Origin of the sequence: Adhaeribacter aquaticus DSM 16391, assembly GCF_000473365.1 — a bacterium.
Taxonomy (GTDB): Bacteria; Bacteroidota; Bacteroidia; order Cytophagales; family Hymenobacteraceae; genus Adhaeribacter; species Adhaeribacter aquaticus.
Genome location: NZ_KI421517.1, coordinates 3,804,696 through 3,826,520 on the forward strand (window position 1 = coordinate 3,804,696; position 21,825 = coordinate 3,826,520).

Consider the following 21,825-nt stretch of genomic DNA (forward strand, 5'->3'; position numbering starts at 1 on the left):
ATTACCAGATTGGTATTGTATATCTTTTTGTCTTGTACTATACTTTGGTTGTCATGGCTTATAGTGCCGCTGGCAAGCAGGATTTAGTCCATGCTGCCATTTATAGTAAGTCTTTACTGCCTGCGGCCGTAAAGACATGGTAATATTACATAGTTCCCTCGACTCCGCTCGGGATGACCATAAGTAAGTAAGTAAGTAAGTAAGTAAGTAAGTAAGTAAGTAAGTAAGTAAGTAAGTAAGTAAGTAAGTATTTTTTGTCATTCAAGAGGAGGTTTTAATCAAAATATAGGCAGTTTGGGGGGATAAGCTTAATTTAATTGGCAGGGAAATATTAGTGAAAGTTTATATTGGCAAGATTAAAGGTTCCTTAATAGGAAGAAGTATCTAATGCTTCTTATTAGGAAGAAGGTTAATCCAAGATTTTAATAACAAATAGTTGTCATATTAAAAGCGTTGGAAACCGCTGAAACTGGCTTGGCTTACTTTGAGCCTGGCGAGGATTGAAATTACAATAACCCTCCGTCATTCCGAGCCTGGCGAGGAATCTAAATAGTACCGCCATTAGTGGTAGGCAGTAGTTATTTTTTCATAGGGGAACCTCCACAAATTCAGAATGACTAAAAGAAGGCACCATAAGATTTCACTAGTTTGGTCGGCTATAGCCTGTTAGGGCTTCGGTGTTGCAGGCATTCGTTGGCCCCCTGGAAAGCAAGGCTAAGTTGGCGCAATTGAGACATTGCGGCAGTGAACGAACTTAGGCAGAAGCTAATTATTAGCATCAATACTTTAAAAGAGGTTTTCTCCTACCGAAGGAAATCATTTAACCCAAACCAGGAGCAGTAACTACTGCATGCTCTTTCTCTTTTACTTCTCTAGCCGAAAAAATAATTGCGATATAGGAATAAGCATGATACCGGCAATGGCAAAAGTTATAAAGGATATTTTCAGGTTAAATGCATGCGCCAGGTACCCTATCATAGGTGGCCCAAGGAGCATACCTACCACCCCAAAGGTAGCAATAAGCGAGACAGCCATACCCGGTGAATACTTTTTGGAAGTTCCAGCCAAAGAATAGGTCATCGGGAAAACTGAGGCCGTACCAAAGCCTACCAATGAAAAACCAACCATGGCCGGCCAGTAGCTGGGGAACAGAATAGCTAAAAGTATCCCTACGAAGACTAATGAGGCACTAAAAATATAGGTGGCTGCCATTCCAATTTTTTCGATTATCCGATCGGAAACAAAACGGGAAGTAGCCATAAAAATCATGAATATCAGATAGCCAGCGGTGAATACTTCTTCTTTTATTACTTTCTGGAAATAAATGCCACTCCAATCGAACATGCCCCCTTCGCAAATGGCCGCACAAAATACCAGTAAACCCAGGTACAGGATAAATGGATCGGGCTTACCAAAAACAAGTTTGTTTCCGGAAGTAGACTTATCACCCCTTAACAAAAACTTGTAAAAATAAAGGGTCATTAACAACAAAAGAAATGAAACTATAATCAGGTGGGGGATGATAGGTACACCTAATGAGACCAATAAAGTGGTAAAACCAACGCCCACAATACCACCAGTGCTCCATAAGCCATGGAAGGAACCGTTTATTTTTCGGTCGAATTGTTTCTGAAGGGTAATGGCTTGGGTATTCAAGGCTATATTTAAAATACGCATACTGAGCGCATATAAAAAGAGGGCAACCACCAGCGAAGCCGTAGAGCTGGCTAAGCCTATTAGTACCAAACAAAGCGCATTGGCTAAGAAAGAGCCTGTTAAAGGAACCCGGCTATCAAATTTACTAATGAGCCAACCGGAAAAAGTAAGTCCAATTAAAGAACTGATTGGCATTACAAACAAGATGGAGCCTAGTTCGGCTTCATTCAGGTCTAATGCTGCTTTTATGGTTGGGATGCGGGAGGTCCAGCTGGAAAAACTAAAACCAGTAAGAAAAAAAAAGATGCTAAGCGAAAGGCGCTGTTGTTTTAAAGAATGCATGCTACTAAAATCTGGGTACAAATATGCAGATTTTATTTCCTTCTATTTAGGTATAGGGGAAATGGCGTAGGTTTACTACCTAAAAAAGATAAAAGAATACCTCTGGAAATAACCTTTGATAACTATTTATGAGATTATTTCCAGTAAGGCGAATAAAATAGTTGAGGGCAAGATATAAGTTAAACTTTTGGTTTGAAGAGTCGGTACATTCTCATAGTTAAAACAACGGCGGCGGCGGGAAGGGCAATAATAGATAAAATTTTCATTGGGTCCATGGCTTAGCTTTTTTAGCTTTCATACGATCCCAGGACCTATATAGGTTATTAACCATATAAGAGCAAAAATGCTAAACCAGATTTTAAAACTTTGGTGTTCTTTAAATTTAGCAAGAATATCTTTATTCTTATGATAAAGATATTCTTGCCATTGCACAACTTATAAAAATAGCCTAAAGCTAATTTTAGTTAGGTAAGTTTTAATGGCTGAGCTTGCTTTTGGGCTTTCAAAGCCAGTTCGGTTGCCAGAAAACAATGCGCTTGGGTCATGGCCGTTTCAGTGCGGTTTACAATATCATTTACTAATTGTTCTCCATAAGGAAGCGGTACGTCTTTGCAATCTATGTATTGCGTTTCTTGCTGGTTTGTCAGAAAAAGGTGGTTGCCACCAGGACGCCCGGCTATATCTATGTTCTTGCGTATTTCAATAAAGCCTTCCGTTCCCAGGATAGTTAACCGGCCATCGCCCCAGCTTTTAAGGCCATCCGGGGTAAACCAATCCACCCGAATATAGCCGGTACCCCCATTACCGCGCAGCATCACATCCCCAAAATCTTCAAAGTTAGGGTATTGCGGGTGGTTTACATTTCCTACCTGGGCAGCAACAATGTCGGCTTGCGTGGTACCGGTAAAATATAAGTATTGGTCGAACTGGTGTGAAGCTATATCACAAATAATACCTCCAAATTTTTCTTTATCAAAGAACCAGGCCGGCCGCGATTTGGAGTTCATGCGGTGCGGACCCAAACCAATAGTTTGAATAACTTTACCAATAGCACCGGCTTTTACCAATTCACCTGCTTTTACAGTTGCCCGGTTCTCGAACCGCTCGCTGTACATAATGGAATAAATGCGTTTGGTTTCGGCTTGCACGCGCTTTACCTCTGCCAATTGCGCTAAAGTAGTAATGCCCGGTTTATCGGCCATGTAGTCTTTTCCGTGGTGCATTACCTGAATGCCCAGCGGTGCCCGTTCGTCAGGGATAGCGGCACTTAAAACTAAATGGATAGATTTGTCCTCTAAGATTTCCTGCTGGTTCCGGGCTTTTTTTGCCTGCGGATACCGTTTAGCAAAGTCGGCCGCTAAATCCGGTTCTTTGGCAAAAAACGATATTAATTGTCCTCCGCCCCGGCTAACCGCCTCAATTTGAGAGTGAATATGACCATGGTTAATGCCAATAACGGAAAACCTGATGCGTGCAGGAGCAGGTGCTGTAAGGTTATTTTTTTGATTATCTGGTTCAGAAGCAGGAAACGATGAAGCAGAACTGGCCAGGGATTCAGAAGCTAATCCGGATAGTAAAGTAAATCCGGCGGCAGTAGCAGCCGTGCTTTTTAAAAACCGTCTTCGGTTATTGTTGTAATTATTAGGCATAGTGGTGGAATATTCAAATAAACTTATTTTAAATATAAGGAACTAAACCAGAACATAAAACAATTAAAGGAGGAATGAACACTGGTCCTGTTAAAAGTAGGATATAATTTTCAAGTAAGGGAACCGTGTAGTTAGCGGCACCCATGGTAACAGGTGTTTCATCCTAGTATTGATTTCAGCTTATTTATAATGAGAAAGTGCAATATGAAGAGAGGATCTAAACTTACCCTGTTGAGCAAGTAGAAGTTGTAAATATATGAATAGTAATATATTAATTAAATATTAATTTTAAATTTGCTGGGCAGGTTGCTTAGATATAATAATAATTTTTATTAATTTTGAATCGTTACGAAATTTGTAGATAAAGGTTTCAAAAATTCTAAAAAAAATCTGGTGTTGGTTTCTAATTTGTCTGTATGTTAAATTTAGTAAATAATTTAAAATTAGTTGTTGTTTGTATTCTTATTTCAACGGCTTTAGGTAATACTATTTCAGAAGTTCTGGGGGTAATGTGGAGCCTGGGTTATTTCTTAGGTTTTTACCTGGAAAACGTGCAGCATACTGATCGCGAATCTTTACCTATGCCAGTTTCTTTTCTAACCACACCTTATCTTTGCAGTGAATTTGTTGTTGATTATCTGGATAAATTATTCCAACTAGATAAATAAATATATTAAAAGTTAGGTTTGTATGGTATTACTTTACAAGCCTAACTGATTTCCCCCTCTCTTCCTTTCTGGTTTTCTAAAGCCTGTCCTTAAAAAATCTTAATTCTTTCAGATTTTTAATTTTTCTTATAAATCACAATAAATTTTAAAAACCATTTATTGATTTGGTTTATATTTTGTGATATTTGCTGGTGTTTTATTAATTGCTGCTATATAAAATTAGGGTCAGCTTTTAGTAATGTGTAAAAGTTGCGTCAATTTTCCTTTATATTGGCATTTGATGCCTGAAAAAAAATGATTAGTAAAGAATACGAGCGATTAGTACAATCTCCCCGGAACCGCAACTGGAAGACCTGGGGACCCTATTTAGCCGAAAGGCAATGGGGAACCGTGCGAGAAGATTATAGCCCGGATGGGAATGCCTGGAATTTTATTACGCATGATTTGGCCCGTAGTAATGCTTATCGGTGGGGAGAAGAAGGAATTGCCGGCTTTTGCGACTATCAGCAGATATTATGTCTGGCTCCGGCCTTTTGGAATGGAAACGATCCTATAATAAAAGAACGACTTTTTGGTCTTACCAATGAGCAGGGAAACCACGGGGAAGATGTAAAGGAATTGTATTATCACCTGGATTCGTCGCCGACTCATTCGTATTGTAAATTTTTATATAAATATCCGCACGCTGCTTTTCCTTATAATGAGCTGGTGCACAATAATCGGATAGATCGCCTGAAGCCGGAATACGAGATACTGGATACGGTGGTATTTAATGAAAACCGGTATTTTGATATTTTTATAGAATATGCCAAAGCCGGTCGTCAGGATATTCTAATGAAAATTACAGTACATAACCGGGGACCGGAAACTGCTCCTATTCATGTACTGCCTCATTTATGGTTTCGCAATTACTGGAAGCACAACCCACAGTTTTCCCGGCCTGAACTGGTTTCGTTAAAGGATAACTGTGTAAAAACCAGCTCTAAACGCAACGGGGTGTTTTTTATGTACCACGAAGGGGGAGAGCAATTATATTGTGAAAACGAAACCAATAACCAGCGTATTTATAAATCATCTAATGAGTTTCCGTTTGTAAAGGATGGCATTAATGATTTTATAGTACATCAACGGCCCACTATAAATCCTCAGAAAAAAGGAACCAAGGTGGCTATCTGGTATAAGGCAGATATTCCATCAGGTAAATCTCAGGTATTTCGGGTACGGCTAAAACGTAGCCGGGTAGAAAACCCATGGCATGATTTTGATGCTATCTTTGCCAAGCGGTTAGCAGAATCAGACCGGTACTACAAGGAATTTATTTATACCGACAAACTTACTTCTCCGCAGCGACGAATTATCAGACGCGCCTTTGGCGGCTTGCTTTGGACTAAGCAATTTTATTATTTTGATGTTTACAAATGGCTGAACGGGGAGCACAACGATAAGGCTACTTACCGCAACCATAAACGAAATAGCAACTGGCAGCACCTGACAAACCGGAACATTATTTCGATGCCGGATAAGTGGGAATATCCCTGGTATGCAGCCTGGGATTTGGCTTTTCATGCTACTTCTTTTGCCCACATTGATCCTAGTTTTGCCAAGCAACAGTTGTTGCTGATGCTCCGGGAATATTACATGCACCCCAATGGGCAGATTCCGGCGTACGAATGGAACTTCAGCGATGTAAATCCACCAGTACACGCCTGGGGGGTTTGGAAGGTTTATGAAACCGATAAAAAGAAAACCGGCGTATCAGATTGGGATTTTTTGGAAAGAGCCTTCCAAAAATTGTTGATGAACTTTACCTGGTGGGTAAATCAAAAAGACGTTACCGGAACCGACCTGTTTGAAGGAGGCTTCCTAGGGTTAGATAATATCGGGGTATTTGACCGGAACCAAATGCCGCCTGGCATTAAAAACCTGCAACAGGCAGACGGTACCAGCTGGATGGCTATGTTTTCCCTGAATATGCTGCGGATATCTTTAGAGTTGGCTAAAAGAAACCCGGCTTACGAGGAATCAGCGGCTAAATTTTTCCGCCACTTCCTGAGTATCGGATGGGCCATGGATAACATAGGTGAAAACAATATTTCGCTTTGGGACGATGAAGACAACTTTTATTACGATGCCGTATTATTAGATAATGGTAAAAGTGAGCGGCTAAAAGTACGTTCCTTAGTAGGCATTATTCCGTTATTGGCCGTTGAAATTATTCATGGGCAACTATTCGGGCAAATGCAGGAGTTTAAACGGCGGGTGATGGGTATTGTACGTACACGCGCCGACCTGGCCCAGTTAATCTCTTACATTGAGGTACAGAATGAAAACGGCAATCACCTGTTCTCCATTATGCGGGGGTTCCGGTTAGAAAATGTTATGAAGCGCTTGCTAGACGAGAATGAATTCTTGTCGGAATATGGAATTCGGTCCTTATCTAAATACCACCTCGAGCATCCGTATGTATTTGGTTACCAGGACCGGCACCATGTAATTCAGTATGAGCCCGGCGATAGTACTTCTTCTATGTTCGGAGGTAATTCCAACTGGCGCGGTCCTATCTGGTTGCCCCTAAATTACCTGATTATTCAGTCACTAAAGAAATATTATAAATATTATGGTGATACCTATGTGTACGAATTCCCAACTGGCTCCGGCAATAAATTAAATTTAAAGCAAATTGCCCAGGAGTTAACCAAACGTCTTTTAAAGTTGTTTGAAAAAAATACGGAAGGGAAATACCAGTACCATAGTAACCATGCTCAATATAGCAAAGACGAGCATTTCCGGGATTTGCATTTGTTTTATGAATTCTTCCACGGCGATACCGGACAAGGTTTGGGTGCTTCGCACCAAACCGGTTGGACAGCTTTAATTGCCAATTTGTTATTGGAAGATTAAATAAAAAAGGCCGAAATTATTATTTCTTGGCAGGTCAGGAATAAATAATGACTGTGGCAAACAAATGGTTTAACTTCTTACAAGAATCCATCCCAAAGTCTGCGGATGGATTCTTTTTTTATCTGCTTATAGGTTTTGATATTTCAGCTCTACCTAGGATTATACTGACTAGGATTATACTGATTTAATCTCATTATGTAGCTTGTGAAGTCTCCTGAAAAAACGTATTATTATTTCTTTATTAAGTTCAAATAAATAGGCGACTAATTAAATTTTAACTTAAATTAGGCCTTAAAATTTAGCTGGAAATAATATCCAGATAAGAGGGTTATTATTGACCAACAATAAACCTAAAAATTCATAGCATGGCTATAAGTCGTCGTCAGTTTGTAAAGAGCTCTGGATTGGTTAGCCTGGGTTTTATGGGTTTAACGCATTTAGCGGCTAAGGCCGCCGTTATCCCGCTGCAAGCCTACGGTACTTTGGCGGTTGGTTATGGACCATTAGGAAACAATGCCAACGGTATTCTAAATTTACCCAGCGGCTTTTCTTGTAAAGTTATCTCCCAGAAAGGCGAGACCATGAGTGATCAATTAATTACACCAGGTTATTTTGATGGTATGGGAGCTTTTGAAAATACGCCCGGGAAAGTTGCCCTTATCCGAAATCATGAGCTATCTCCCGGGTCTACTTTGGGGCCCTATGGAACGGATAACAGCCTGGTAAATAAAGTTGATAAGAATCTGATCTATGATTATGGGCAGGGTACCCAAATTTGTATGGGTGGCACTACTACCTTACTTTATGATGAAAATACCCAAAGGGTTGAGAAACAATTCTTAAGTTTAGCGGGCACTATCCGGAATTGCGCTGGCGGAATAACCCCCTGGAAATCTTGGATTACCTGCGAAGAAACTGGTTTAAAAGCGAATGATAAGGTTAACCCTCATGATTCCATTGGGGTGCTGGAAAAAGATCATGGTTATAATTTTGAAGTTCCGGCTGCAGCAAATGGCTTAACCCAACCAATTCCATTAAAAGCAATGGGCAGATTTGTTCATGAAGCGGTAGCCGTTCAGCCCGTAACTGGTATTGTTTACCAAACCGAAGATATGGCAGATGGCCTGTTTTACCGGTTTAAACCCAAAAAATACGGTCAGCTGCAACAAGGGGGTAAATTGCAATGCCTTTCCTTGCGGGACTGGAAAAGTGCCGATACCCGTAATTGGCCAGATTTAAGCACCGATAAATTCCCAATTAAAAAATCATTTGCGGTAGAATGGCTGGATTTAGATGAGGTAGAAGCTCCTAATAATGATTTACGGTTGCGCGGCTTTCAGCAGGGCGGAGCCCGGTTTGCCAATATGGAAGGCATTTGGTACGGAAAAGAAGAAGTATTTTTTGCCTGTACATCGGGAGGTGAAAATGCCAAAGGACAAATTTTTCGCTATGAACCCAGTAAATACGAAGGGCATCCACGGGAGCAGGAAGAGCCAGGCAAACTGGAATTATTCCTGGAGCCTAACAATTTTGAAATTTTTCAGAAATGCGATAACCTTACTATAAGTCCCTGGGGCGATGTAATAATATGTGAAGATATTTCCAATCCCCGCATTTTAGGAATTACACCCAAAGGAGAAGTTTATGTTATTGCGCAGAATATTGGTTATCCGGATTCAGAATTTGCCGGACCAGTATTTTCGCCATCTGGAAAAACCTTATTTATTAATATTCAAAATCCCGGCTTAACAATTGCCATAACCGGCCCCTGGAAAAGTCCGGCTTAATGTTATTTTTACTTTGAAAGTATTAGCTTCTATAAACGCTTTCTGGCAACACCTCATTGGAGAACCCAATAAATTTTCGTTGGAAAGCCGTATTTTTAATTCTATTTGTGTAGTTGTTTTAATTGCCATTGCCTATCATATACCTTTTAATTTTTATGTAGGACTGCCGGTTTCCGCAGGGCTATCAATTGGTTTGTTGCTGGTCCAATCTTATTTGTATTACTTGGCGCGGTTTAAGGATAAGCTTAATTTCAGTATTATTATTTCGGGAGTTATAATCCACCTGTTGTTTGCGGTAAATTATTTTTATAATTCTGGGTTAAACGGCCCCACGCTGTTGTTATTGGTGCTTTCTTTTTTCCTGCTCATTGCGGTTTCACCAGCCAAACAATACCCTTATTGGATATTGCTTAACCTCTTTATCGTCCTTTCGCTTTTAACTTTTGATTACCTGCATCCGGGCTGGGTTAAAGAGTCTTACGCAAGCAGGTTCAGTCAATTTACCGATGTGATTTCTGCTTATGTAATTTCTATATTGCTGATATACACCGGAACAGCTTATATCCGTAAAAACTTTTCTCTGGAGCGCCAATCATCCGAAGAAAAAGCGCTGGCGCTGGAACATGCCAATAAAGAAAAAATAAAGCTATTTTCAATCATATCCCATGATCTGCGTTCTCCACTTACCACAATTCAGCAGTACCTGGAGGTGCTAACCGAAAAAGATTTAACCGAAGAAGAACGCTTGAAAGTAAGGACCCATTTATTACGGACTACAAAAAATACACAGGAATTGCTTTTAAACTTGCTTTCCTGGTCTAAATCCCAAATAGATGGACAAGAAACAATTTTAAGTAAAACTAATGTTTATAGTACCCTAGAGCCTACTTTAGTGAGCCAGCAGCAATTAGCTAGTAAAAAAGGAATTACGCTTAATTATTCCATTGCCCCGGATTTACATATTCAGGCGGATGCCAACCGGTTGCAGCTCATAATCCGGAACTTAGTTACCAATGCCATAAAGTTTACCCCGGCTACTGGCGAAATTATGGTAAAAGCCTCTAAAAAGGATAATGAACACTGTTTGTTAATGGTAAAAGACAATGGATTGGGCATTCCTTATGAAAAACAACCGGAAATATTCTCTTTACATGTAAAATCGACCTATGGTACTAGCCGGGAAAAAGGGGTAGGCCTGGGCCTGGTTATGTGTAAAGAATTTGCTGAATCCCAGAATGGGAAAATATGGTTCGAAAGCGCGCCTGGCCAGGGAACTACCTTTTATTTTTCTATCCCGCTTTGTCTTAATTAGCTGTTACGTTATTTTTTAGTTAAACCCTTTCTACCTGATCTGGTAATTTGATTTTCCCATTTTAAATCAGTTATTTTTTTATTCCTAAAAGGTGGAAACTAGGATGAGAAATGCTTTTTACTGCTTATTGGGTACTAAGCCGTTTACTTATTTGTAGTAATATTTTATAAACACAGGTTGGTTTGATTTTAAATAAGTTCCTGGCACCGACTTGTTAAAAAATTTATATAGGTTCACCTGCCTTTTTATAAAGTTGCTACGTTCAAGGTTCCTGAATTAAATTTGTCTGTACTTTTTACTAGATGAAATATAGGTTTTTTACATCCAGAATTTCTGGAACCTAAGGTTTTAAAAATTATGGAAATTATAGGATAAAACTGCTGGAAACTAATTAAATTTATTTATGAGGCTTAGCTCCAAGTCTTGTTTACCATTTAGTCATTGTATGAAGCAGTTTTTACTTTCTTTGTTGCTGCTATTCTGGTGTTTATCTGCTTCCGCCACGCACATTGTGGGCGGTGAATTACAACTAAAATACTTGGCTGGGTCCAATTATCAAATTACATTAAATATGTATTTTGATAATATGAATGGTAATCGGGACGCAATTGATCCTACTATATTTGTCTCAATTTTTGAAAAAGGTACGAATATCCGGATAACCAATATTACTATGAGAAATCCCCAGGAGTCGCCGGTGCCATATACCTTTTTAGCCTGTACCAGTGGCTCCTTGAGTACTAATAAAATAGTATATACTCAAAATGTTACCTTGTCCGAATCCATCTATACTAGTCCGAATGGCTATTACATGGTTTGGGAGCGGTGTTGCCGGAATGGCGTAATCAGTAATATTGAAAACCCGGGCGTAGCCGGTCAAGCTTTTTACCTGGAGTTTCCCGCGGTCTCCAGAAATGGCCAGGTTTTTCGTAACTCTTCCCCCGAATTATTTGCGCCGGTAAGTGATTATGCCTGCTTAAATGAGTTGTTTTATTATAATTTTGGAGGTACCGATCCGGATGGAGATTCATTGGTATATGAAATGGTCACGCCCCTGAACGGATGGAGTAGTATGAATAATGCTGCACCGGTAGCTTTACCGGCACCTTACGCTCCCGTTCGGTGGATATCCGGAATAGGATTAAATAACCAAATTCCTGGAAATCCTGCCATTTCTATAACGCCTCAAGGTGGTTTTTTGTCGGTCAGGCCCAGCCAATTAGGCTTGTTTGTTTTTGGAGTTAAGTGTTCGGAATACCGTAATAAAGTTAAAATAGGGGAGGTAAGGCGCGATTTCCAGATTTTAGTTTTAAACTGTCCGAAGAACAATAAACCTGCTGTTAATGTAAAAGCACCCGGTGCTAAAACGTTTTACCAGGAAGGCCAGGTAATTAAGATTGGTACTGCAGATAACCGTTGCCTGAACTTATTTTTATCAGATACAGATATCGATGAAAATTTGACCATTGAAGCCAAACCTGTAAATTTTGCCAGCACTGAAAAATTATTAAATATTACTTTCGGAATGGTAAACCGGCATGGAAGGATAGATTCTTTAAAAACCTCAGTTTGTTTTAGTCCTTGCCTGGACTCCAAAGGAGAGGTTTATTATATAGATTTTATCCTATCGGATGATGGCTGCAGCCTGCCTAAAAAAGATACCATTCAGGTGGCATTCCTGATAGAGCCAGTGATGGATGCCCCACCAACTATTTCTACCTCGGCGGGTACCATGGTGTTTAAACCCCGAATGGGTGAAACCTTATCCTTTGAGGTAACCGGGTTAGACTCTGACAATGACCTGGTAAGTTTAAGTTTGTTGGGACAAAACTTTAATGTAGCCAGCCAAAACATTAAATTTCCGGCAGCTTCCAATCCCGGACGAGCCACCAGCCAATTCACCTGGCCTATAGATTGCAAGGCCTTAAATCAGAGTTCTTACTTATTAGAATTTAAAGCTACTACCATTGTTTGCGACAAAGTAGTAATAGCTACTACCACCATTGAAGTAATACCTGATTATGCAAACCAAAGCCCAACCATTACCGCTGATTTGGCCAACCGCACTTATGAAATTTTATTTGGGGCTGATTTTTCGGATAGTATATTTTCGGCAGATCCTGATTTAGATCTGATAAGGTTAACAGCCTCGGGCGATGGCTTTAATTTAGCTGATTATGGGATGGTTTTCAAGGCTGTGTCGGGAAAAGGAAAAGCTAATTCATTATTTTCCTGGTCGCCGGATTGTAGCATTAAAAATAAAAATGAATTTAAAGTAAATTTTATGGTGGCAGAAGAAACTTGTAAACCTTTCCCGCCGCAAACCATTTCCGTTACTTTTAAGGTATTTAATGAAACGCCGGCCACTTTTGTTCCCGCCAACATTTTTACCCCCAACAATGACGGACTGAATGATTTTTTTGAGATGCCAACATTGCCGCCAAATTTTTGTGAAAGTGTTTTCTCTGATATAAAAGTCTTTAATCGATGGGGCCAATTAGTGTTTAAAAGCAATGACCGCCAGTTTAAATGGGATGGCAACAATGTAGGCGATGGCATTTATTATTATATTGTTGCTTTTTCCGATAAAGAATTTAAAGGTACTGTTACCAAAGTAAGATAAATTTTCTGAGGTATTTTCCGAGATTATTTTTATATCCGGCAAGGCCAATAAGGCCAGCTATAAAAGTAATTAGGCTTTTGAAGTTGTTTATGTTGGCCAGAGAATACATTTACAAAAGGGTATTTTATTTTACCAATTAAATATTCATTGGTCTCTTCTAAAGATAAATCTGGTGTTGCAAGCAGGAGTAACTGGGGCTGAAACACTTTTTAAATAAAAAATATGTTTCAGTTTAATCTCCTGGCCTTATTAAAATAAACCTCATTCTGCCAGCTAATTAAGATTGTGTACATCGGGCATTACAAATAAAATAACAATTTTTACTTACCCAGGCAACGGGGGCTTAACAGGCCAGCGTATTATTTAGTATAGGTCGAAGCCCAAAAAAATATTATTTTAATTCCATGAGGCAACGTAGCCCGCAAAAGCGGGCGTAATGGTTATATAAGGATTCAGTATTACACCAATGAACAGAGATATTGCTTATGAATTAATTTTTACCAGTATGGCCGGCCTGATACTTTAATTATAACTATTCCTTTAAAACCAAAACAAAATTTATGAACCTAAAATCTATTTTAGCCCTTTCGTTGGGGCTTATGCTTTCTATTGCCAGTTGCGACCAGAATGAAGTAATTCCACAGCTGCAGATTTATCTGCTACAGTCGTGGTGCTGTTAGCTACCGCTAGCACGGTAAACGATCCAACTGTTGCTGCCGGAACCACCAAGGGCAACCGCTGTGGGCTAACGGAGGTGCCTGCTACCGACTTACCCGAAACAGTTACCAAATTATGTAACTACAAATTATCCTAATGCTACCATTGAGCGGGCCGCCACTACTGGGGATGGTAGTTTTGTGTTGCACGTAAAAAAATAGGATGGCTCCCGTGTGGGTTTAGTGTTTAATGCTAGTGGTAACTTTGTAAGCGAAAAAAGCTCTAAAAAAGTACATGGTACTGAAGTAGCGGTAGCTGATTTGCCGGCAACAATTACAGGTTATATTTCTACTAACTATGCTGGAGCCACGCTTGTGAAAGCTTTCAAAAACGGTGAAGGCAATTATTTAGTGGCTATACAGAATACTGAAAGCACCGTAATGGGTTTAGCATTTGATGCAGCCGGCACTTTTACCGCGGAAGTTACGATGAAAGGCAAAGGAGGAATAAAGGGTTTAGGTAAAAAAGGAAAAAGCCGGAAAAAATAACCTTACCTGTTTCAGTGAAATAAATCAGTTAAAAAGAAGAGGCCCGATCATCAGATCGGCCCTCTTCTTTTTAACTTCCAGGTTACTAAGCTTCACCCATCATCAAACCTTCAATGGTATGAGCCTGTACAATTGGTTCAAGTTTATCTACTATGCGGCAAGTCAGGTGCTGGCGTAAATATTCCGGAAGCCTTTCGTAGTAGTCGCGGGTAACCTGCAAATCGTGTCGCTCGGCATTATTTGCTCCTGGTGCATCTACGCCCAATACGAGGGCCGGACGTGATTTATTAGAATAATTAGTCGTTCCGCGATGAATGGTAAGCGCCGACCGGGCGGATATATCACCCATTTGTGGGAATTTACGTTGCGCCCGGCTTTCGTATCGTTCATATTGGTCTTTAGGCGGGAACATTTCATGGTCAAAATTAATAGGTAAATCCCATTGTGTGCCGGGTGCAATTTCAAAAGGACCCATGTCTTCCTCTACATCTACAGTAGTAAGATTAAAAGCCAGGGAATTAAGCCTCCGGCCGTGTATGGTATCTTCAGGAGCCGGAAAATCGCGGTGCCAGGGCTGGTTTACAGCTCCCGGGTTAGGCACATCAAAACCGATTTCTACAATTTTGTATTCCGGTCCTAAAATGGTTTCGCAAACTGTAGTTACCCAGGGGTGCGTGGCCAGCTCTATAAAACCCCGGATATCTTCCGGATGTATTTCTACATAATGGCGTTTAGGACCACGGCCTACGGCTCCGCCCGGTCGTTCCAGAGCTTCGGCATAGAGGCGTAAAAGGTCTTCATGCAGTTGGGCAGCCCATTCCCGCCGGAAAGCGCCTTTCAGACCAATAATGCCATCGCCATACAAGCCGCCCATAATTTGGGCAATATCATACTGCGAGGTAATAGGGTTTATTATTTTAGAGGGCTCCGCTAAAACTGCGGTTCCGTTGTTTTGCTGTTCCTGCCAAGTATTTTCCATTTTCCTTCCGCTAAAATTCTACAAATAATTCAGGCAATGATCTATAGCTTTTTCAAACGAGCGGGTAGGGGTTTTGTTACGGAATCAAACGTACCTGGTAGAGAGAAAATCAATTCTGGCGAGTAGGTAGGTCAGCCATTTAAAATGTATATTTTTTGTGTTAGCAAAAGTTTTATTCTTTTTAAAACCTTTTGCCAATAGAAATACCGGCCCATGGTAAAAAAAAGTCTTCAAAAAAGACAGGTGTAAAGTTAATGCGCCACATTAAATTTTTGGAAGTATATCTCCTGTAGCCAATGCTAGGAAAATAATTTATAAACCCTTTCCTTTCAGGATATTTAGGAAGTTTAAAGTAAAGTTCCAGGGGTGTCCAGGTTGCTCCAAGACCTGCATCTATAAAAGACTGATTGTTTTTAAGATTCACTAAATAATTAATACTAACTGGAATAGTCAACCAATAAGTAAGTGGATCACTAATACCTTCCCGTTGTCCATGAAGCGTACCGATTCCAAATCTGGCACTTAATCCTGGCTGTTTTGTCAGTTGCCGTTCATAATTTAAGGAGCCATAAACGCCATTACCCCCTAGTTCAAAAAAAATGTTATTCCTTAAAAAAGGATTCTGTCCCCATGCCAGAGTGGCACTTAAAGTCAATACTGTAATTAAGTATTTTCTCATAAAGAAGGACGTGTAAAGGTATGCTAACGTGCTGATTTAAAATTGGTTTTGCGCATTATTGTTATTGTTTAGTTTTGCTTTTTTAATGGAAGATACATTTAAGCCTAACAAAGAATACGCAAGTATTAATATGTAATACCAGCCAAATCGCTGTTCTTTTCTGCCTTATTTATTTTGAATAAAGGCACCATTTCATTGTACCAAAAAACGTCACTATAATATTTAAATCCTACCTTACTTAAAACCCGTTGTGAAGCAGCATTATCTGGATGAGTTACAGCATTAATCTCTTGTAACTTTACCTGATCGAAGCCATAAGCAACAACGGCTTTGGCTAGTTCTGTTGCCATTCCAGAACCCCAATATTTCACATGAAATCTATATCCCAGTTCAATTCTGTTTTGGTCGTATTCGCTTGGTTTCAAAAAACACACGCCAATAAAATCGGTATCTTCGTGATTAAATATTCCCCACCTACCTAAACCACTGGTATTAGTATATTCTCCTAAAGTTTTGGCAAAGACTTGTTTGCTTTCTTGAACAGTCCGTTTGGGAATATATTTGGTAAGTTGATCATCTCCGTCTATATCTAAAAAAAGGTGTTCTTCTTCAGGTTTAAATTCACGGATAATTAAGCGGGAAGTTTGGGTAATAATTTTCATATTAGGGTTATTCATGTTCCAGAAAACACAAACATACATTAGATATAATTCAGTATATTAAGTTTCAAACCCAAAACTTATCTGAATAGTGATTATTTTTAAAATAGTTGGCCCTTATGCTGGTGGATTTCTGGCATAGGATGACCTTTCGTTGCAAGTTTAGATTTTTAGGTTTTTTTGATTTTCCCAAAAGTTAATTTGTATTAAACCCTCTACCTAATGAGATACCTACTTCTATTCTTCTTTTTATTTCCCACTGTATTCAGTACGGCACAAGGGCAGGCCAAAAGCCCGTCTGAAAAGGTAATAATAACTTCTACAAAAAATAAAACCCAAGTCAGCACCAATGAAAAGGGAGAAATATTAATTAATGTATCTCCAAAGGATGCCAGTAGATTTAAAGCTACCGGGTCAGTTCGCTATAGCGACTTCGGCGCCAAGGGTGATGGTAAGACCGATGCTATAGACGCCATTGCTGGAACCCATGCGTACGCCAATCAGCACCAGCTTTCTGTGAAAGCCGACGAAGGGGCTACTTATTACATCAGTGGGAAGAACCGCCCGGCGGTTATCCAGACAGACACTGATTTCGGTACGGCTTCCTTTATTATTGACGATACCAGTGTTCAAAACCGTTCAGCCCCTATTTTCGTGGTCAGTTCTAACCTGCAGCCTTTCAAGTTGGCGGGAATTACCTCACTTAAGAGGAACCAGGAGAAAATTAATGCCTCTTTACCCGGAACCTGCTTGGTTACCGTTACCAATTCCCAGATAAGACGTTACATCCGGCTAGGGCTGAACCAGGACAATGGAGCCGAACAGACGGATATTTTTATGGTGGACAAAAACGGGAATGTGGATAGGAATGCCCCGATTATCTGGGACTTCGATCAAATAACAGAAATTACTGCCCTCCCCATCGACGAAACAAAGCTGACCATCTCCGGAGGACGTTTTACCACCATCGCCAACCAGGCAGAATCGAAGTACAACTACTACAGAAGGGGCATTGCCATCAGGCGATCAAACGTTCTGGTAAATGGGTTGGAGCACCGGGTAACCGGCGAAGGAGACAACGGGGCTCCATATCATGGGTTTATAATTATTGGCGATTGCTCCTATGTAACAGTTCAAAACACCCTCCTGACCGGACACAAGATGTACCAGACCATTGGCTCAGCGGGAGCTCCGGTTTCTATGGGTACTTACGACATCTCTCTTAACCGGGCCCTCAATGTGTCTTTTGTCAATTGCCGCCAGACAAATGATATTAACGACAGCAAGTACTGGGGAATTATGGCGTCAAACTATTGTAAGAACCTGGTTTATGATAATTGTACCTTTTCCAGGTTCGATGCCCATATGGGAGTTGCCAATGCCACCATCCGTAACTCTTCCTTAGGCCACCAGGGCATCAACGCCATCGGCAGCGGAGTATTAACGGTAGAAAATTCTACTATCTACGGCAGGAACCTCATTAATTTGCGCTCTGACTACGGCAGTACGTGGGAGGGAGAAGTCTTTATTCGCAACTGCACTTTCGTGCCCGCAGGTGGCAAACCCACCAGCGCCAGCCTGATAGGCGGGGCTAATTCCGGTCAGCATGATTTTGGCTACACTTCTTATATGCCGGAACGGGTTACTATCGAAAACCTCCATATCGATGATTCCAAACATACGGCCGATTATCAGGGAACAACCATTTTTGCAAATTTTAACCCAGATATGAGGGCCGGTTCTTATATAGAGAAGTTTCCTTATATCAGGACAAAGGAAGTTGTTCTAAAAAATGTAACCGTAGCCAGCGGCAAACCCTTACGGATCAGTGATAACCCATTTATGTTTAAAGATGTAAAAGTTACCACCAATCAAGATGTGCTGCTTAAAAAGCCCTAATTCAGTATACTAAAGGTTTGAAATGACGATAAATATTTAACTTCAGCCAAAGCAACCGTAATAAATATTTATTTGATTTTCCGGATGGGTAAGGAATCCGTATCTATTCAACACCTCAACGTTTGTATCAGAATAGAAGATTATAAAGGTCGTTCTGTTATCAATACTAGGACGACCTTTATAATTTATAGTAATGGCTGTATTGGAGGAGAGGGGAAAGAAAACATAAAACTATCTACTGACAAAGGCCGCACTTATTTAAATTTATAATTGATGGCAGTCTATATAAACCTAATAAACTTCCCTGATATATACATCTTGCCAGTTTCCTTCAGTTCATCGCTAAAATTTAGCCTGTGAACGAAAGAGAGAATATTCATTGGCACCTAAATTAAGGCAAGTTCTTCCTTGGGAATTAAGTTTTTTTTTAATCTTGTTCAATTGGCAGTTAGTCTCCCTTCACGTAATTCCGCCAGTTATGCTGCTCTTTAAATCCCAGCACTTCCCGGATTTTGCGGTTGGAAAATAATGCTTCATGTTCCTCTAATTCCCGGGTAACGGGTACACCAGGGAAAAACTGTTCGGCCAATTTTTTACTTGGAATAATGGCACCGTTATGATCATTGCCTGCATTGAAAACCTGATAACCAAGGCTATCTTTTTGCAAACATAAATCTACAATCTGTCCCAGATCACGCGCGTCAATATAACAGAACGCGTTCCGGCGACGCACTTCCGGGTTTTGGAAATAATGCGGAAACAGTTCAGCGTATTCGTTAGGTTCAATTACATTTCCAATCCGAAGTGCATAAATATCATAGCCGGAGCGTTTCTGGAAGCTACGGGCTGTTTTCTCATTTACTACCTTAGATAAGCCATAGCTATCCATCGGATCAACATCATAATCTTCTTCCAAAGGCAGTGAATGTGGGTTGGTTCTGCCGTCGGCAAAACAGATACCATAGGTGGTCTCTGAAGAAGCAATAATTATTTTTTTAATACCTAGTTTTACAGCTGCTTCAATTACATTGTAAGTGCCTATAGTATTAACCCGAAAGGTTTCATTATCTGGTTTAATCAAAATTCTGGGCACAGCCGCAAAATGTACGACCGCATCAAATGGTGGTACGCCATTTCCTGGTTCCAACTCATCTAGTCCGGCATACGAACTCATGGCATTAAACATTTGGCCGGAATCGGTAATATCAGCTATCAGATTATCTACCCCTGGGTAATGCAAAGGCACCTGATCGACATTCATTACCCGATGGCCTTGCTCAAGCAGGTAAGGGATTACGTGCTTGCCTGCTTTTCCCGAACCTCCCGTAAAAAATATTCGCTTTTTAGTCATGTTGTTTCCTGTTTAATAATGATTCTACTTTACCCCAGCTATTACGTGTGCGTTGCCTATACCAGCTCATTTGCACCCGTCGTGTTTACAAATATAGAAATTATGAAATGTTATGTTTAATGACTGGTAATGATTTATTGATGCCTTAGTAGGCCTGGTTATCCCTTCAATACTTATCAAATGCATTTTTCAGGTTGGCTATTAATATTTTGTTAGGGGGAAGGAATAGCATCGTTGATAGTATTCTTTTTACTGAATTTTATGAGCTTAATCTTTCCTGAATAAGTTTGCGACCCGTAACTGAGGTATAAGGAAATCTACTGTTTCTGGTTCTGCTTAATACTAATTATAAATTTAAAAAAGTAATCCATGCATAAAAAATACAATACTTAAACCTTCCTGATAGTTTATTAGCGCTTCAATTTTTTCCACCTTTCCTTTATCCATTCCTGCTGTTTTGCCGGAGGCAGAAAAGTCCAGGCCACCAGGCGACTGGTTTTATTGCCCTGGCTCATTTCAATGGTTTTTACCTCCACTGCCTTTACTTCCTGCAAGCTTTTGTAAACGGTTTTTAAGTGAGCGCTTTTAGATACTAACGTGGTGAACCAGAAGCAGGAATTTGCAAATTGCCGGCTTTCCCTGATCATGTTGGTTACAAAATTTTTTTCTCCACCCATGCACCACAACTCATTGCTTTGGCCACCAAAATTAAGGAGTGGTTTTGCTCCTTTTTTCTGGGTCAGGTTAGTTACTTTTCGAAAAGTACCTGCGCGAGCTTCTGCAGCCGAAGCATGAAACGGAGGGTTGCAGATAGTCAGGTCAAACCGCTCGCCCGGTTGGATGATGTTGATAAAATAATGTTTGTTATTGGGCTGCAACCGGCATTCTACCTGCCCCGTTAAAGCCGGGTTCATTTCTATTATTTTATTCGCTGATTCTATAGAAATGGCGTCTATGTCTGAACCTACAAAAGACCAGCCATACTCGGTATGCCCTATAATGGGGTAAACGCAGTTGGCTCCCACACCTACATCCAGGCATTTTATGCCAGAGTCCCTGGGTATTTTGCCAACCTTGTCTCCTTGGTTACAGCTGGCCAACAAATCGGCAGCATGGTGCAGGTAATCTGCTCTGCCTGGTATAGGAGGGCATAAATAATTAGCCGGAATGTCCCAGTAATTGATATTATAATAGTGCTTTAACAAAGCCCAATTCAACATTTTTACCGCTTCAGGATTGAAAAAGTCAATGGTTTCATCTTTGTATTCATTCAGCTTTACAAAGAATTTCAGGTCCGGACAACTTTTTATTAACTGATGAAAATTATAGCGCCGACGGTGTTTGTTACGGGGGTGTAACTCAGTTTTCTCTTTCGGATGTTCTCTCTTATCGGTGCGCATATATTCCTTTTTCCCAAAGATACTTACTTTTTAAAAGCCTGAACCTGTAATAACCTGTTTTAAGCCAATTAACTTATAAACATCCTAATGCATCCTCTCTTTTAAAGATTCTATATAATTCACTCCTATGCTATTATAGGTTGTCTAATTGCCACAAATAATCCTTTAATAAAGAAGGCAATCATTAATGGCCTATGCCATAGAGGGTAAAGGTACCTACTAAAACAAGCAATGGCTAAAGTTAACAAGGAACAAACTTTAGGTTACTTTATTTATCGATTAACCTCCTGTGGTAGTTAATTTGTCCTAAGTGGTAGGTGAGATGAGTAGCCAAGTGAACCAACAAGTATTCAGTAGAGGTTTTTTCATCAAATACTAAAATGTGATATTCTTTTGTTAACGTACTTTCATCCAGGTTGGAGATTGATTTACTAATTACCTCAATGGTGTCATCAATTTTAGTTAACAATTCCTGGCGCGGTACATCTTTTAATGAAAACTCTGATTCCCTATTTCTGATATATCCTGTTTTCCCGATTTCTTTACCAATATAGGTGTTCAGGTTGCCTATTAAATGTAAAAAAAGATTTCCAGCTGAGTTAGCAATGTCTCCATCCACTTTCCATATGTTTTCTTCCTTTTGGTAAGATGTTATTTCACTTCGTAGCCGGTTTAAATCTCGGGTAAAAATTGCAATTAAGGTTTCAATTAACAT

At 40.0% G+C, this 21,825-nt stretch carries 16 protein-coding genes; 7 read left to right on the forward strand and 9 right to left on the reverse strand.

Annotated features, from left to right (window positions below):
• Positions 1 to 864: 864 nt before the first annotated feature.
• Together ADHAQ_RS0119020 and ADHAQ_RS0119025 are read right to left on the reverse strand one after the other, a co-directional pair.
• On the reverse strand, positions 865 to 1,998 hold the full coding sequence (locus tag ADHAQ_RS0119020; RefSeq protein ID WP_026464298.1) for an MFS transporter: 1,134 nt from the start codon (positions 1,996 to 1,998) through the stop codon (positions 865 to 867).
• A 464-nt stretch (positions 1,999 to 2,462) separates the two neighbouring features.
• Positions 2,463 to 3,647, reverse strand: coding sequence for a Gfo/Idh/MocA family protein (locus ADHAQ_RS0119025; protein WP_026464299.1), 1,185 nt, complete (start codon positions 3,645 to 3,647; stop codon positions 2,463 to 2,465).
• A 416-nt stretch (positions 3,648 to 4,063) separates the two neighbouring features.
• Between ADHAQ_RS0119025 and ADHAQ_RS0119030 the strand changes: the two genes are divergently transcribed.
• The 5 genes from ADHAQ_RS0119030 (at position 4,064) to ADHAQ_RS27375 (ending at position 12,938) form a co-directional block, all read left to right on the forward strand.
• Complete coding sequence (locus ADHAQ_RS0119030; RefSeq protein ID WP_026464300.1) at positions 4,064 to 4,315, forward strand: hypothetical protein; 252 nt, start codon at positions 4,064 to 4,066, stop codon at positions 4,313 to 4,315.
• Positions 4,316 to 4,609: 294 nt separating this feature from the next.
• Positions 4,610 to 7,216 (forward strand): MGH1-like glycoside hydrolase domain-containing protein, encoded by a 2,607-nt coding sequence (locus tag ADHAQ_RS0119035; RefSeq protein ID WP_034256925.1) that lies wholly within the window; start codon positions 4,610 to 4,612, stop codon positions 7,214 to 7,216.
• Between the two features lie 365 nt (positions 7,217 to 7,581).
• Positions 7,582 to 9,003 carry an alkaline phosphatase PhoX gene (locus ADHAQ_RS0119040; RefSeq protein WP_034256926.1) on the forward strand — a complete coding sequence of 474 codons (1,422 nt, stop codon included), beginning with the start codon at positions 7,582 to 7,584 and terminating at the stop codon, positions 9,001 to 9,003.
• 13 nt (positions 9,004 to 9,016) lie between these two features.
• Positions 9,017 to 10,315: a sensor histidine kinase gene (locus ADHAQ_RS0119045; protein WP_026464303.1), complete on the forward strand. Its 1,299-nt coding sequence runs from the start codon at positions 9,017 to 9,019 to the stop codon at positions 10,313 to 10,315.
• A gap of 445 nt (positions 10,316 to 10,760) precedes the next feature.
• A complete protein-coding gene (locus ADHAQ_RS27375; RefSeq protein WP_026464304.1) occupies positions 10,761 to 12,938 on the forward strand; it encodes a T9SS type B sorting domain-containing protein in 2,178 nt (725 codons plus the stop codon).
• A 606-nt stretch (positions 12,939 to 13,544) separates the two neighbouring features.
• Here the strand turns inward: ADHAQ_RS27375 and ADHAQ_RS28210 are convergent.
• Positions 13,545 to 13,727: a hypothetical protein gene (locus ADHAQ_RS28210; RefSeq protein ID WP_157433463.1), complete on the reverse strand. Its 183-nt coding sequence runs from the start codon at positions 13,725 to 13,727 to the stop codon at positions 13,545 to 13,547.
• 101 nt (positions 13,728 to 13,828) lie between these two features.
• On the opposite strand from ADHAQ_RS28210, the gene ADHAQ_RS0119065 reads away from it, so the two are divergent.
• Positions 13,829 to 14,143, forward strand: a complete 315-nt coding sequence (locus ADHAQ_RS0119065; RefSeq protein WP_026464305.1) for a hypothetical protein — start codon at positions 13,829 to 13,831, stop codon at positions 14,141 to 14,143.
• Positions 14,144 to 14,228: 85 nt separating this feature from the next.
• On the opposite strand, the gene ADHAQ_RS0119070 is transcribed toward ADHAQ_RS0119065, so the two are convergent.
• The 3 genes from ADHAQ_RS0119070 to ADHAQ_RS26300 all read right to left on the reverse strand — a co-directional run bounded on the left by ADHAQ_RS0119070 (position 14,229) and on the right by ADHAQ_RS26300 (position 16,478).
• A complete protein-coding gene (locus ADHAQ_RS0119070) occupies positions 14,229 to 15,122 on the reverse strand; it encodes a phytanoyl-CoA dioxygenase family protein (protein ID WP_084523908.1) in 894 nt (297 codons plus the stop codon).
• A 181-nt stretch (positions 15,123 to 15,303) separates the two neighbouring features.
• The gene (locus tag ADHAQ_RS0119075) at positions 15,304 to 15,801 is read right to left on the reverse strand and encodes a hypothetical protein (RefSeq protein ID WP_026464307.1); all 498 of its coding nucleotides are present in this window, start codon (positions 15,799 to 15,801) and stop codon (positions 15,304 to 15,306) included.
• Between the two features lie 125 nt (positions 15,802 to 15,926).
• Positions 15,927 to 16,478, reverse strand: a complete 552-nt coding sequence (locus ADHAQ_RS26300) for a GNAT family N-acetyltransferase (RefSeq protein WP_169728014.1) — start codon at positions 16,476 to 16,478, stop codon at positions 15,927 to 15,929.
• Between the two features lie 204 nt (positions 16,479 to 16,682).
• Here ADHAQ_RS26300 and ADHAQ_RS0119085 point away from each other — a divergent pair, with 204 nt between their 5' ends.
• A complete protein-coding gene (locus ADHAQ_RS0119085) occupies positions 16,683 to 18,359 on the forward strand; it encodes a pectate lyase family protein (protein WP_026464308.1) in 1,677 nt (558 codons plus the stop codon).
• Between the two features lie 448 nt (positions 18,360 to 18,807).
• Here ADHAQ_RS0119085 and ADHAQ_RS0119090 read toward each other — a convergent pair whose 3' ends face one another.
• From ADHAQ_RS0119090 to ADHAQ_RS0119100, 3 genes are all read right to left on the reverse strand, one after another.
• The gene (locus tag ADHAQ_RS0119090; RefSeq protein ID WP_026464309.1) at positions 18,808 to 19,710 is read right to left on the reverse strand and encodes an NAD-dependent epimerase/dehydratase family protein; all 903 of its coding nucleotides are present in this window, start codon (positions 19,708 to 19,710) and stop codon (positions 18,808 to 18,810) included.
• A gap of 410 nt (positions 19,711 to 20,120) precedes the next feature.
• Entirely contained in the window at positions 20,121 to 21,110 is a 990-nt protein-coding gene (gene rlmF, locus ADHAQ_RS0119095) for a 23S rRNA (adenine(1618)-N(6))-methyltransferase RlmF (RefSeq protein WP_026464310.1), read from the reverse strand.
• Between the two features lie 268 nt (positions 21,111 to 21,378).
• The gene (locus ADHAQ_RS0119100) at positions 21,379 to 21,825 is read right to left on the reverse strand and encodes a DUF1572 family protein (RefSeq protein WP_026464311.1); all 447 of its coding nucleotides are present in this window, start codon (positions 21,823 to 21,825) and stop codon (positions 21,379 to 21,381) included.

What these genes read in the sequence shown, in the direction of transcription:
- ADHAQ_RS0119090 (WP_026464309.1), bottom strand. Translation starts at nt 19,710, where the DNA reads ATGACTAAAAAGCGAATATTTTTTACGGGAGGTTCGGGAAAAGCAGGC.
- ADHAQ_RS0119075 (WP_026464307.1), bottom strand. Translation starts at nt 15,801, where the DNA reads ATGAGAAAATACTTAATTACAGTATTGACTTTAAGTGCCACTCTGGCA.
- ADHAQ_RS0119020 (WP_026464298.1), bottom strand. Translation starts at nt 1,998, where the DNA reads ATGCATTCTTTAAAACAACAGCGCCTTTCGCTTAGCATCTTTTTTTTT.
- ADHAQ_RS0119040 (WP_034256926.1), top strand. Translation starts at nt 7,582, where the DNA reads ATGGCTATAAGTCGTCGTCAGTTTGTAAAGAGCTCTGGATTGGTTAGC.
- ADHAQ_RS0119085 (WP_026464308.1), top strand. Translation starts at nt 16,683, where the DNA reads ATGAGATACCTACTTCTATTCTTCTTTTTATTTCCCACTGTATTCAGT.
- ADHAQ_RS26300 (WP_169728014.1), bottom strand. Translation starts at nt 16,478, where the DNA reads ATGAATAACCCTAATATGAAAATTATTACCCAAACTTCCCGCTTAATT.
- ADHAQ_RS27375 (WP_026464304.1), top strand. Translation starts at nt 10,761, where the DNA reads ATGAAGCAGTTTTTACTTTCTTTGTTGCTGCTATTCTGGTGTTTATCT.
- rlmF (WP_026464310.1), bottom strand. Translation starts at nt 21,110, where the DNA reads ATGCGCACCGATAAGAGAGAACATCCGAAAGAGAAAACTGAGTTACAC.
- ADHAQ_RS0119070 (WP_084523908.1), bottom strand. Translation starts at nt 15,122, where the DNA reads ATGGAAAATACTTGGCAGGAACAGCAAAACAACGGAACCGCAGTTTTA.
- ADHAQ_RS0119030 (WP_026464300.1), top strand. Translation starts at nt 4,064, where the DNA reads ATGTTAAATTTAGTAAATAATTTAAAATTAGTTGTTGTTTGTATTCTT.
- ADHAQ_RS0119025 (WP_026464299.1), bottom strand. Translation starts at nt 3,647, where the DNA reads ATGCCTAATAATTACAACAATAACCGAAGACGGTTTTTAAAAAGCACG.
- ADHAQ_RS0119035 (WP_034256925.1), top strand. Translation starts at nt 4,610, where the DNA reads ATGATTAGTAAAGAATACGAGCGATTAGTACAATCTCCCCGGAACCGC.
- ADHAQ_RS0119100 (WP_026464311.1), bottom strand. Translation starts at nt 21,825, where the DNA reads ATGTTAATTGAAACCTTAATTGCAATTTTTACCCGAGATTTAAACCGG.